The sequence below is a fragment of the Variovorax sp. P4_B10 genome (genome assembly GCF_056402375.1).
Window position 1 is genome coordinate 1 of record NZ_JBFUHN010000061.1, and the last position, 12,412, is coordinate 12,412.

Here is a 12,412-nt window from a genome sequence, read left to right on the forward strand (position 1 = left end):
AGCTCGCAGTGATCGCCGTGGCTTGCGGACTTGCGCTGGCGCCGCCGCCTCCCACCGGCCAGCGCCGGGTGCTGCTGGACACGTCGATCGTGGGGTAGAGGCCGCCATTGGCCTGCTCCACGTCCTGGCGAGCGGCCTGCCAGTTCGCCAAGGCCTCCTTCACCCGTGGACCGCGGCGAACAGCCAGTTCGACCGACTCCTTCAGTGCCGCAAGACCCGATGACGGAGGGCGCTCCGACGCGGCGACAGCAAGAGATGGCACAGGAACTGCAGCCTCGTTTTTTTCCGCTCTGGCCGAGCTCACCGCACTCAGCATCAATACGGCCACACTCAATGGCGCGGCCAGTCTTCCCGTGGATCTCATGAGGCGTTTTCCGCAGCGATGTCCGAACCTGTGGTCTTTACCGTTCACGCATTGCTTCCTGTGCCTTGAATACAGGCTTGAGCAGGTAATCGAGAACGCTCTTGTGTCCGGTCAGGATCTCGACGCTTGCGGTCATGCCGGGGATGATCTCCAGCGACATGTCGTTGCGTTTGAGGGTGGCTGTTTTCGTCCGGACGAGCAGGCGGTAGTACGCAGAGTCCTCGGGGCTCGCCACGGTCCTCTTCTCGTCCTTGAATGTGTCCGGACTGACATGCTCGATGGTCCCCTCGAGCCCGCCGTAGATACCGAAGTCGTAGGCGGAAATCTTCACCGTGGCTGGCAGACCGGGGCGCAGGAATGCGACATCGGAGGGCTTGATCCTGGCCTCCACCAGGAGCTGGTCTTCCAACGGAACGATCTCCATGATGTCCGTGCCTGCCTGGATGATTCCTCCGATCGTGGTGACGCGAATGTTCTTCACCGTGCCACGCAAGGGAGCCCTGACGGTCGTGCGCTCGACGACATCCTGGCGTCCCACCACGTTCTCGCCGACCTGCGCGAGTTCGCCCTCGACCTTGCTCAGCTCGGTATTCGCATCGGACCTGTACTTGTTTTCCCGGTCTGCGATCTGCGCCCGGAGGTCGTTGGCCTGGCGCCGAAGCTTGAGAAGCTCGATCTCGGAAACCAGTCCTTTGGCGGACAGCGGCTCCGTGATCGATATTTCCCGTTCGGCAAGCGCAAGACTGCGACGCAGCGCGTCCCCCCCTTGAACAAGCGCGTGCTTGCGAGCGTTGAATGCCTCGGTTTCGGTGGCGACGATGTCTGGCGATTCCCGAACATCGTCGGGAAACTTCAAGGGCCGACCAAACGCTTCTGCACGCAGGCGTGTTGCGGCACCCTTGAGGGCAAGAAGCTTGGAGACGCCCTCGCGGTAGACCGCGTTCGCCTTGGCGCCATCGATGCGGAGAAGAACCTGCCCCTTTTCGACAACATCGCCCTCCTTGACCTCCATCTCCGAGAGAATTCCGCCCTCGAGGTTCTGGATGACTTGCTCGCGGCTTGTCGATATCACCCGCCCCTGGCCGACAGTGATTTCCTCCAGGACAGCGAACTTTGCCCAGATCAGCGCAACGCCCACAATCGCCGCGGTGATCCAGAGCATCAGGCTTGCGCCGTGCGTCGAATGGGCGACCATGGCCGAATGCAGGTGGCCCATGTACGCGAGGTCAACGCTACGCAACGGCCGTTGTGCACGCTTGCCTTCAGGACCGGAGCGCGTCATTTCTCGGCCCTTGCTGGTTGCAGCCCATCGGCAGGCATCGGGCTGGCAGCCAGCGCCGCCAGGACCCTGTCCCTGGGACCATCCGCGACCACCCTGCCGCCATCCACAACGATCACGCGCGATACAAGGCCCAGCATTGCGCGGCGATGGGTCGCTACAACCATCGTTCGTCCGGCCAGCAAGGGACGAAGCCCAGCGATGAACATCGACTCCGTGGCGGTGTCCATGGAGCCCGTTGGCTCGTCGAAAAGCATGGCGGCCGGTGAAGACAGCAGGCACCTCGCCAAGGTGACCAACTGCTTTTGCCCCCCGGAGAGACCTTCGCCACGTTCGCCCACGGGCATGTCGAAACCAAGCGGGTGCCGGGCTGCCACCCGATCCAATCCCGTCATTCGGGCGACGCTCAAGAGTTCCTCGTCCGTCGCACGCGGACTGGCAAGCATGATGTTGTCGCGCAAGGTTCCGTAGAAGAGACGGGCTTCCTGCTCGACGTAGGCCAGGTTCCGCCGAACATCGGCAGGTTCGATTTGCTGGATATCGACACCGTCCAGGAGGACCTGTCCGCGCAGAGGCCGGTACAACCCTGCGGCTACTTTGAGCAAGGTGCTTTTTCCGCTACCGACGCGCCCGAGAACGGCCACTCGCTCACCGGCTTCGATCCTCAGGCTCACACCTTCCATGACAGCCTGCTGCTGACCGGGGTAGGCAAACCAGAGATCGGCGCAGACGAGGGCTCCGCTCAACCGCGGTCGATTCAGGTACGCCCGATGCGGCTCGCGTTCGACAGGCGCGCGCATCAGTGCGTCCAGCGCCCTGAATGCAGCCCTGGCCGACTGGTAGCGCACGGCAAGAGTCGCCGCCTGCCCCAGGGGTCCCAGTGCGCGCCCTCCCAGCATGACCGCAGCAATCAGGGCACCCATGGAGAGTTGACCGCTGTGGATGAGATAGACGCCCCAGACGACCATCACGACCGTTGCAACCTGCTGGGTAAAAACAACGTAGTTCATGGCCAGTCCGGACAGGAAGCGCGACTTCGTTGCAGTCTGGGCGCCATGGGCGCTGGCATCCTCCCAACGCTTCTGCATGAATCCTTCGGCGTTGTTGGCCTTCAGCGTAGCCAGGCCTTCAACGGCCTCGATGAGAACGCCATGCTTGACCGAAGATTCGCGCAGGTTCTCCCGCATGATCCTGGACAGCGGCCATTGAACGARCAAGCCGGCGCCCGCCACGAGCGGCACTGCGGCGACAGGCACCCAGACGAGAGGGCCGGCGACCAGCGCAATGACGAACAGGAAGAGCGCGACAAAAGGCAGGTCGGTCAGCGCGGCCAATGTTGCCGACGCGGCAAAATCCCGAACAGTCTCGAATTCACGAAGCAGATTGGCAAATGCGCCGCTCGAGGCCGGCCGCTGCTCCAGGCGAAGCGCCATGGTTTGCCGGAACAGGGCCGCGCCGAGGATGAGATCCGCCTTCTTGCCGGCCGTATCGATGAACCAGGCGCGAAGACAACGCATGGCGAATTCGAAAACCATCGCAACCACTGCGCCGATGCCCAGCACCCACAGCGTTGCATACGCCTGGTTGGGCACCACCCGGTCGTAGACGTTCATGATGAAGAACGTCCCTGCAAGCGCCAGCAGGTTGACGAGAACCGCCGCGACCACCGTTTCGCCGTAGTACCGGCGAAACCGCCACAACGTGCCCCAGAACCAGCTTTGATCTGCCTTCGGCACAGGAACGCCGGCGCGTTCGTCGTTTCCTGCCTTCTTCCGCAGGAAAACGCATTGGCCGATGTACCGTGCCAACAGGTCGCCGGAAGATATCCAGGCCAATTCCTCGTCGGAATCGGGAACCATGACTTCGCAGGAATTGCCATCTTCGGCAATCCGGCAAAGAACACACGCGCGCCCGTCGTCCAGGAGCAGGACCGCTGGAAGCATGAAGGGATGAATTTCCTTCAATTTCCGCTCGATAAGAAGAGCCGAAAAACCGATCTGCTGGGCAGCGCGGATCAACATGTCGGGTGTCGCTGCGCCGGCATACCTTGGCAACCCGGCCCGTATTGCAGCAATGCTCCGTGGCGCCCCTGCATGCTTCGCCACGAACGCCAGGCACTCGATCAAGTCGTCCCGGGCGTTTGCCTCACGCGACGGATCAATGTTTACAGTTGGCTGGCTTTGATTCATGGCAGCGGGAGGACCCAACAGATAGTTACCAAAAGATGACTTAAGACTTAATGTCATCGCGGCGTGGACCATTTGCTAGATGCCAAAGGGCTCGTGCCAAATGGCACCTGTCTTTTGAACCTCCGGCCGCCCTCTCCTGCAGTAACCTGCATCCATTTCCCAATGCAAAAGGCCCGATGCCCTGCGATCAAGGCCATCGCTTTTCGTGAAAAGGACTGGTTATGAATTTGTCGGCATCTGGCGGACTCGTCCGGCCGGAACACCAATGGCGGCTGGYAGCCCACCGAAGGACCCTGCCCCTCCTGGTCCTGGTGTTGCTGTACTACGCCAACCTCAACTGGGGCAATGTGACGGGATGGTTCAACGCCGCTTTTGCCCTTTTTTCAGCGCTTCTTTGGGTTGCGGCGCTGCGCTGGCCGGTGCAGAGCGTTCTGTTCACCGATTTCGCGATCACGGCGATCATCTGGATTGGTATTGCCAAAAGCATTGCGCTTCTTTTTCTGGCCGACGGGCAAGAGGCATTGGCATCGTTTCGGCATCTGCTTTTTTGGACGCCCCTTGTCACGGTCTTCTGGGCACTGGCCTTTTCCGGCAACCTTTGGATCGTGTCGATCCTGTTTTTTTCTCTTGTTTCCGTTTTTCTGGGTGCCGATCAGCTGCTGCTCCAAAAACTCGGCACCGGCTTGTTTCAGCAGATGCTGATTCCGACGCTGCTGCAGGGACTGATGGCGTTTTCCCTGGTTTCGATCTTCGCGTACACGGTTCTCCGAATGGCGTTGTCCGAGGACGATCGAAAARAAATTGCAGACGAATTCATGGTGGATGAACTGACCGGATTACCCAACCACGCGGCATTCGACGCCGACTTGATCAGACAGGCAAAGATCGCGCGGCATTCCCTGGCGCCATTGGCCATTGCCGTGATTCGTGTCGAGGCATTGAGCCGGATCCATCGCGACTTGGGGGAAGACGCCGGCGAGGAGGTCATGATGGAAAGCGCGAAAGCGCTGAGGGATGCTTTTTCCGAAGCCGACCTTGTGGCACGGTGGAACGCGAACACATTCGCGGTCGTGATGCCGCATCTCGAGCTCGATGCTGCAAGAGTCATCGTCGACGCAGCTTGCCGTGACGCGGCTGCGCGTGTTTCAAAGCTGTATGGCCCACCGGCCCTGGCGGCTGGCGTGACAGGCGTGAGCCCGAATGAAACTGCCGAGGCGGCAATGCTGCGCTTGAACTCGACGACCGATCGCACCTATTGACGTCACAGTAGTAGCATAGTTCGCATCAAGAGGCTTGGGGAAACGGCAAGGCAAGGAATTGCCCAGCCATGAATAGCGCGGTGCGCAATGCTGGAGTCAAGGTGGCTGTCAAATTGTTGTTGGTTGAAGATCACGCCATCGTGCGGCAGGGTCTTCGTATTGCTCTGGCCTCCATTGGCGGTGTGGAAACCACCATCCTCGAAGCGGCCGCCCTCGACGCGGCAATCCTGTTGGCGGCTGAACATCCGGACATCGACCTTGTCCTGCTTGACCTGAATCTGCCTGGCAGCGAAGCCGTCGATCCATTGATCTCGTTTCGGCAGAAGCACCCTGACCTGCCGGTCTTGGTTTTCTCGGCGCAAAACGATCCGCAGGTGATTCGCCAGACGTTCTTGCAGGGAGCGTCGGGATACGCATCGAAGGCCATGCAGACCGAACTCCTCAAGCATGCGGTGCAGATCATTCTCGATGGGGGGATCTACCTGCCCCCTGAACTTCTGACGGAACATCTTGCGCAAAGTCCCCCGGCAACGACATCAGCCCCCCAAGCAGGCGCCGCTGCTCTACGTGGGGCCGATCGAGCGGAAGTGCGCTTGCAGTCGAGGCAGCGCGACGTGCTGCTCTTGTTGCTGGACGGATTGTCGAACAAGGAAATCAGCCAGCGCCTGGGCCTGTCCGTGGGAACGACAAAGAACCACATGGCCAATCTCTTGCGGCTGTTCGACGTCGGTTCGCGCAGCCAGCTGATTTGCTTGCTGCGCAGCAAGCCCGAACTTTTCGATGCCTGACGCTGCCGGTACATCGGGCCAAGGCAACGGCCAAAATTGCGGCGGTACACGTGTCCGCGCGGCCTCTTCAGCCCTGTCGCCTTCGGTGCGGCGCATGGTCCTGATAGACCGGGCCATCATGGACCACCAGTTGGAGGCCATGCTGACAGCATGCGCATTGCTGACGGGGCTGTTTCTTGTTCTTCTGATGTGGAATGCGGCCGACAGGCGGTGGTTGTCCGCATGGTTCGGCGCTTACCTTCTGCTGACAAGCAGCCAGTTTTTCCGCATGTTCGCAAAGCGCGGTTTCGCGCCAAAGACGACGCGGGAAGCCGAGCGCTCACTGAGAATCCGGCTCCTTTACAACATCGCTCATGGCACCGCATGGGCGTGTGCATCCGTACTTTTCTTCGATGCCAGATCCTCGAACAGTCTATGGATCTTGTTGAGTTGCCTGGGTGTCATTTGCAGCGGAGGCCTGCTGCTTTCGATGATCAGCGTGTGGCAATACCTCGCCCTCCTGTTGCCATCGATGCTGACCGTTCAGGCGCTCTTGCTGCACTACGGCGCCGGCGGCGGTCTTGTCATCGCCATCCCCGTCATCACGGCGCTCCTGGCCGTCCTGAGCAAGATCCTCAATGAAAGAATGTCCCGCTTTCTCGACTCCCGCTACCGCGAAGCCGAACAGGTCGGGGAACTCAAACAGCGGTTCTCCAGCCTTGCGCAAAACCTCGAAGTCAAAACCCGCTTCGTCTCCGTCGTGAGCCATGATTTACGGCAACCCGTTCATGCGATGGGATTGCTGGCTCATGAGCTGGACAAACACATAGCGGATGCGCAAGGACGGTCGTTGTTGTCTGGAATCGTCAGCGCGATCAATTCACTTCAACATTCCTTTGAATCACTGCTGGACTTGACCCGGCTGGAGTCGAATGCAACCAGGCCGCGGATCGCGCGGGTTTCATTGCAGGCGGTTTTCGATCGTCTGGAAAGCGAGTTCGCCCCGCAGGCTCGGCAGCACGGGATCTTTCTCAGGTTTGCGCCGACCCGGCTGGTGACCTACAGCGATGCCAACATGCTTCATTGCGTGCTCGGCAACTTCATCTCCAATGCGCTGAGCCACTGTCCTGAAAGCCGGGTCGTCGTGGGTTGTCGACGCGCCGGAGAGCATGTGGACATGCTCGTGCTGGATACCGGTCCCGGCATACCAGAGGCCGAGCGTCCGGAGATTTTCTTGCCCTTCCATCGTCTGGCAACGCCTGCCGGGCTCACCGACAACACAGGACATGCTGGGCTCGGATTGGCCATCGCGAAGCGGACCGCCGAAGCACTGGGCTGCCAGATCGGTGTGCGATCGAATCTTGGAAGAGGCAGTTGTTTTTGGCTGAGAGTGCCACGCGCCGATATCTCGGCGGTGGGCCCGGCCAAGCTTGCGACTTTGTCCCAACGACCCAGCGCAGAGGATGTGCTCTGGGGTTGCCGGATTGCGGTTCTCGACGACGATCCATTGGTCCGGAGCCAGACCGTCACGCTCTTTGAGAATTGGGGCTGCCGCGTGAACTCGAGTTCGGGCGCGGCCGACTTCCTGCGAGAAAACAGCCCGCCGCAACCTCCTCCGGATCTCGCGGTCGTCGACTACCAGTTAGGGGCTGGAGAAATGGATGGCATCAGCGCGGTGCTGGRACTACGGAACCGGTTGGCTCGAAGTATTCCTGCCCTGGTTGTCAGCGCCGATACATCAGTGGCTGCGGGCCTGGCGGCTGCGAACGCCGGGCTCAAGCTGGTCAACAAGCCTGTCAAGCCAGCTCAGCTTCGGACCATTCTTTCGGAATTGAGGCGCAACGGAAGTCGGGGAAGCTAGGCCCACCGGAAGCCCTCTGCCCGGTACGCTGAATCACTCCCACTCGATCATCAACAGGCCGCACGGTTGAAGGACCGTCCGCACACGGAGTGCGTCAACTACGCATCAAGGGGAGCCGACAGCCTCGACAGGACTGCCGCACGGCAGACATCCAGAATTTCATCGGCGAGTGGCGAGTCGTCAGGACACGCCCGCGACAGCACTATTGCGCCAATCACCTGCGCAATGACGTCAATCCGCTTGGCGCGCAAGTCGCCTCCCCGATCACCCTCCTCCGGCGCGCCGAACTGGTTTCCCAGAGTCACCAGCATGCTTTCCAAGCCGGTCGCAAAAGCCGTCTTGATCGACTCCGGCTGACGCGCAGCGTCTCCGCATAGCGCGGCCATCGTGCAACCTTCACCAGGAGTGTCGCGGTGCTCACGGGACAGGTAGTGCTTGACGAACTCCATCGCATCGACGCCCTCGGCTTTAGCGGCCGTCTGCGCAAAACCACAGGTCGCCGCTTGCGCCATCAGGTCGGCCTTGGACTCGAAGTGCTTGTAGAACCCGCCATGGGTGAAGCCTGCAACCGCCATCAAGTCCGCAATCCCCACCCCGTCGTAGCCACGCTCGCGAAACAGCGCAGAGGCCGTCTCGACGATGTGCGCCCGGTTCGCCTGCGCCTGCGCTTTGGTGACCTTCATGTCCAGGATCTCTCTAGGTGTGCCATCAGTGAAGTCATGAATATACATTGATGTCGATCATCATCAAAGTCCTTGACAACAAAGATGATGACCGACATCATTAAGCCAACTTACCTTGGAAGGCTTCCGGATATGAGCGACACCCACCTGACCGCCCCCACCCGCTTCGTCGAAGTGGATGGCGACAAATTCGCCTACCGCCGCTGGGGCAACACCTCCGACGGACAGCCCCCTCTGTTCTTCGTCCAGCATTTCCGCGGCGGGCTGGACCACTGGGATCCCCTGTTGACTGATGGTCTGGCCGCAGGTCGCGAAGTCATCCTCTACAACGGTCGTGGCATTGCCTCATCGACCGGCACGCCCCGCAACCGGATCGAAGACATGGCAGACGACATCGCCCTGGTAATCCGAGCGCTGGGCCTGTCCCGGGTCGATCTGCTCGGTTTCTCGATCGGGGGCTTCCAGGTGCAGGAGGTCGCACTGCGTCACCCGCAACTGGTTCGCAAACTCCTTCTGCTCGGCACCGGACTGCGCGGCGGCGATCCGAAGATGGAGCCCAGGGTGCTGGAAGTCGCGCCCAATCCCGTACCAACCGCGGATGACTTCCTCTACCTGTTCTTTGGCCGCTCGGAGGCTGCCAAGCAGGCGGGCCTGGCCTTCTGGGAGCGCCGTCACCAGCGCGTCGACCAGGACCCGCCCAGTTCCATGGCGGTCGCTCAAGCCCAGACCGAGGCGCACGCCGCCTACCTCCAGCCATTGCCGGGTGCGAATCCCTATGCCTTCCTGAACGCCATCACGCAGCCGACCCTGGTGCTCAACGGCGTCCACGACATCATGATCCCCACGATCAACTCCTGGCATCTGTCGCAGAACATTCCCAACGCGCAGCTGTTGATCTACCCCGACGCCGGACACGGCGCGCAGTTCCAGTATCCCGAGCGCTTCCTTCAACACGCGATCCAGTTCCTGAAGGAGTGATGCCGCCGCGCATTCCCTTTCCCGCCCGATCAACGACGACACAGCAAACCAACATGACTGACAAAACACTCTTCGAGCCCTACACACTTGGCTCACTCAAACTATCCAACCGCATCGTGATGGCGCCCCTGACACGCAATCGTGCCGGCCCGGGTCTGATGCCCAGCGAGCACGCCGCCGCCTACTACAGTCAACGCGCCTCGGCGGGCCTGATCATCACCGAGGCCACCCAGATCTCGGCCGATGCCCAGGGCTACCAGGACACCCCCGGCCTCTACACGCAGCCGCAGGTCGACGGCTGGCGCAAGGTGACCGACGCCGTTCACGCCAAGGGCGGGCGGATCTTCGTCCAGTTGTGGCACGTGGGCCGCATCTCCCACATCGACCTGCGGCCTAGTGGCACCGCGCCAGTGGCGCCCTCTGCGATCCGCGCCGCGACCAAGACTTTCGTCAACAATGGTTTTCACGACGTCTCCGAGCCGCGTGCCCTGACCTTGGATGAGATTCCGGGCATCGTCGAGGATTTCCGCCAGGCGGCGGCCAATGCGATCGCCGTGGGATTCGACGGCGTCGAGGTCCACGGCGCCAACGGCTACCTGCTGGAACAGTTCATCAAGGACGGCGCCAATACCCGTGCGGACGCCTATGGCGGCTCCATCGAGAACCGCGCGCGCCTGTTGCTCGAAGTCACGGCCGCCGTGGCGAAGGAGATCGGTGCCGAACGCACCGGTGTGCGCCTCTCGCCGGTGTCTTCGGCCGGTGCCATTTCCTGCAGCGATCCGCAGCCGCAGTACGACTACATCGCCGAGCAGCTCAGTGCACTGGGCATCGTCTACCTGCATGTGGTCGAAGGCGCCACCGGTGGTCCACGCGATACCGTGCCTTTCGATTTCGATTCGTTGCGCACTCGCTTCAAGAACACCTACCTGGCCAACAACGGGTATGACCTCGAACTGGCCAACGCCCGCCTGATCGAGGGCAAGGCCGACCTGTTCGCCTTCGGCCGCCCCTTCATCAGCAACCCCGATCTGGTCGAAAGACTGGAGATCGGTGCACCCCTCACCGCGCTGGATCCCGCCACGCTCTATGGCGGTGGCGCCAAGGGCTACGTCGACTATCCGACCCTCGCTGATTCCAGCATCCGATAGTCGTTTTTCCATGCGGCATATCGCGGCATGGACTCACCTTTTCGATCAAGAGAAAACACATGACCTCCCATTCCACTGTTCTCATCACGGGCGCCTCGACCGGCATTGGCGCCATCTATGCCGAGCGCTTCGCACGCCGCGGCCACGACCTTGTGCTGGTGGCACGCGACAAGGCGCGGCTGGAAACGCTCGCGGCGCGATTGCGCAAGGAAACCGGCGCTGCCGTCGATATCCTTGCGGCCGATCTGACCCAGCCCGGCGACCTGGCCGCAGTCGAGGCGCGCCTGCGCGAGGACGCCAGGATCGAAACCCTGATCAACAACGCCGGGGCCGCGCTGTCCGGCCAGTTCATCGACCAACCGACAGACGATGTCGCTCGCCTGGTCAACCTCAACACCACCGCGCTGGTCAGGCTGGCCAGTGCCATCGCCCCGCGCCTGGTGCAGGCCGGCAAAGGCGCGATCGTCAACATCGGCTCGGTGGTCGGCCTGGCGCCCGAGTTCGGCATGTCGGTCTACGGTGCGACCAAGGCCTTCGTGCTGTTCCTGTCCCAGGGGCTGAGCCTGGAGCTCACCCCCAAGGGTGTCTACGTGCAGGCGGTGTTGCCTGCCGGAACCCGTACCGAGATCTGGGAGCGCGCGGGCATCGATATCAGTGCGATGCCCGATTTGATGGGCGTGGAAGAGCTGGTGGATGCCGCGCTGGTCGGATTCGACCGCCGAGAACTCGTGACCATCCCGCCGCTGCATGATGCCGCGCGCTGGGATGTGCTGAACACGGCACGTCAGGCCTTGATCGCGGACATCCGGCAGGCGCATGTGGCAGAGCGCTATCGCACCGCCGCCTGAAACGGCAAGAACGCCATGACATTCAAGGCACTGCTCGCCAGCAAGACCGGCGACACCATTTCAAGCAGCCTGGTCGACTTCAAGGACGAGGATCTGATGCCGGGCGACGTCACCGTCGCGGTCGAGTACTCGACGGTGAACTACAAGGACGCGATGGCGCTCAGCGGCCGGTCACCGGTCATTCGCCAGTTTCCGCTGATTCCGGGCATCGACTTTGCCGGTGTCGTCGAGTCGTCGACCTATCCCGGCCTCGTCGCTGGCGACCGTGTGCTGGCGACCGGCTGGGGACTGAGTCAGACGCACCACGGCGGCTTCGCGCAGAAGGCGCGGGTGAGCGGTGATTGGCTGGTCAAGGTCCCGGAAGTCTTCTCGACCCGGGATGCCATGGCCATCGGCACCGCTGGGTTCACCGCCATGTTGTCCGTGCTCGCACTGGAGCATGGCAGCCTGACGCCCGAGCTTGGCGACATCCTGGTGACCGGCGCCAATGGCGGCGCCGGCTCCGTGGCGATCGCACTGCTGTCGGGCCTGGGCTATCGCGTGATCGCATCGACCGGCCGCCTCGACGAAGCCGCCTACCTGCGTGCGCTGGGCGCGGCGGACGTCATCGACCGCCACACCCTGTCCGAAGCGGGCGCACCGATCGCCAAGGAGCGATGGGCCGGGGCCATCGATTCGGTCGGCAGCCATACGTTGGCGAACGTCCTGGCGCAGACCCGGTATCGCGGCGTGGTCGCGGCCTTCGGCCTCGCACAGGGCGCGGACCTGCCGGCATCCGTCCTGCCTTTCATCCTGCGCAACGTCACCCTCGCCGGTATCGACTCGGTCAATGCGCCCCAGCCTGTGCGGCTGCAGGCGTGGTCGCGCCTGGCCAGCGACCTGGATCTGGACAAGCTTGCACGGACCACCAAGGTGATTGGCCTGGCAGAGGTTCCTGAAGTCGCCAGCCAGGTACTCGCAGGGAAGGTTCAGGGGCGAACCATCGTCGACGTGAACGCCTGACCGCCAACGCGGTGGCGCTTGACTCCCCTCGATT

Annotated in this window: 10 protein-coding genes; 7 read left to right on the forward strand and 3 right to left on the reverse strand. The window is 62.0% G+C overall.

What is annotated here, in order from left to right:
- Window positions 1-401: 401 nt before the first annotated feature.
- Entirely contained in the window at window positions 402-1,646 is a 1,245-nt protein-coding gene (locus tag AC1DXX_RS24090) for an HlyD family type I secretion periplasmic adaptor subunit (protein WP_478136734.1), read from the reverse strand.
- The gene (locus tag AC1DXX_RS24095; protein WP_478136735.1) at window positions 1,643-3,832 is read right to left on the reverse strand and encodes a type I secretion system permease/ATPase; all 2,190 of its coding nucleotides are present in this window, start codon (window positions 3,830-3,832) and stop codon (window positions 1,643-1,645) included. Before AC1DXX_RS24095 ends, AC1DXX_RS24090 begins: the two co-directional genes overlap by 4 nt.
- Before the next feature lie 311 nt (window positions 3,833-4,143).
- Between AC1DXX_RS24095 and AC1DXX_RS24100 the strand changes: the two genes are divergently transcribed.
- From AC1DXX_RS24100 to AC1DXX_RS24110, 3 genes are all read left to right on the forward strand, one after another.
- Window positions 4,144-5,091 carry a GGDEF domain-containing protein gene (locus AC1DXX_RS24100; protein ID WP_478136736.1) on the forward strand — a complete coding sequence of 316 codons (948 nt, stop codon included), beginning with the start codon at window positions 4,144-4,146 and terminating at the stop codon, window positions 5,089-5,091.
- Window positions 5,092-5,159: 68 nt separating this feature from the next.
- Window positions 5,160-5,879 (forward strand): response regulator, encoded by a 720-nt coding sequence (locus AC1DXX_RS24105; RefSeq protein WP_478136737.1) that lies wholly within the window; start codon window positions 5,160-5,162, stop codon window positions 5,877-5,879.
- Window positions 5,872-7,719: a hybrid sensor histidine kinase/response regulator gene (locus AC1DXX_RS24110; RefSeq protein WP_478136738.1), complete on the forward strand. Its 1,848-nt coding sequence runs from the start codon at window positions 5,872-5,874 to the stop codon at window positions 7,717-7,719. The genes AC1DXX_RS24105 and AC1DXX_RS24110 overlap by 8 nt, the downstream gene beginning before the upstream one ends.
- 98 nt (window positions 7,720-7,817) lie before the next feature.
- On the opposite strand, the gene AC1DXX_RS24115 is transcribed toward AC1DXX_RS24110, so the two are convergent.
- A complete protein-coding gene (locus AC1DXX_RS24115; RefSeq protein WP_478136739.1) occupies window positions 7,818-8,402 on the reverse strand; it encodes a TetR/AcrR family transcriptional regulator in 585 nt (194 codons plus the stop codon).
- Between the two features lie 132 nt (window positions 8,403-8,534).
- Here AC1DXX_RS24115 and AC1DXX_RS24120 point away from each other — a divergent pair, with 132 nt between their 5' ends.
- Genes AC1DXX_RS24120 through acuI form a run of 4 tightly spaced genes read left to right on the forward strand, consistent with a single transcriptional unit; the run spans window position 8,535 to window position 12,378 of the window.
- A complete protein-coding gene (locus tag AC1DXX_RS24120) occupies window positions 8,535-9,380 on the forward strand; it encodes an alpha/beta fold hydrolase (protein ID WP_478136771.1) in 846 nt (281 codons plus the stop codon).
- A gap of 53 nt (window positions 9,381-9,433) precedes the next feature.
- Window positions 9,434-10,528 carry an alkene reductase gene (locus AC1DXX_RS24125; protein WP_478136740.1) on the forward strand — a complete coding sequence of 365 codons (1,095 nt, stop codon included), beginning with the start codon at window positions 9,434-9,436 and terminating at the stop codon, window positions 10,526-10,528.
- 59 nt (window positions 10,529-10,587) lie between these two features.
- Window positions 10,588-11,376 carry an SDR family NAD(P)-dependent oxidoreductase gene (locus AC1DXX_RS24130; RefSeq protein ID WP_478136741.1) on the forward strand — a complete coding sequence of 263 codons (789 nt, stop codon included), beginning with the start codon at window positions 10,588-10,590 and terminating at the stop codon, window positions 11,374-11,376.
- 15 nt (window positions 11,377-11,391) lie between these two features.
- Entirely contained in the window at window positions 11,392-12,378 is a 987-nt protein-coding gene (acuI, locus tag AC1DXX_RS24135) for an acrylyl-CoA reductase (NADPH) (RefSeq protein ID WP_478136742.1), read from the forward strand.
- Window positions 12,379-12,412: the final 34 nt, after the last annotated feature.

What these genes read in the sequence shown, in the direction of transcription:
- AC1DXX_RS24090 (WP_478136734.1), bottom strand. Translation starts at nt 1,646, where the DNA reads ATGACGCGCTCCGGTCCTGAAGGCAAGCGTGCACAACGGCCGTTGCGT.
- AC1DXX_RS24105 (WP_478136737.1), top strand. Translation starts at nt 5,160, where the DNA reads ATGAATAGCGCGGTGCGCAATGCTGGAGTCAAGGTGGCTGTCAAATTG.
- AC1DXX_RS24115 (WP_478136739.1), bottom strand. Translation starts at nt 8,402, where the DNA reads ATGAAGGTCACCAAAGCGCAGGCGCAGGCGAACCGGGCGCACATCGTC.
- AC1DXX_RS24120 (WP_478136771.1), top strand. Translation starts at nt 8,535, where the DNA reads ATGAGCGACACCCACCTGACCGCCCCCACCCGCTTCGTCGAAGTGGAT.
- AC1DXX_RS24125 (WP_478136740.1), top strand. Translation starts at nt 9,434, where the DNA reads ATGACTGACAAAACACTCTTCGAGCCCTACACACTTGGCTCACTCAAA.
- AC1DXX_RS24130 (WP_478136741.1), top strand. Translation starts at nt 10,588, where the DNA reads ATGACCTCCCATTCCACTGTTCTCATCACGGGCGCCTCGACCGGCATT.
- acuI (WP_478136742.1), top strand. Translation starts at nt 11,392, where the DNA reads ATGACATTCAAGGCACTGCTCGCCAGCAAGACCGGCGACACCATTTCA.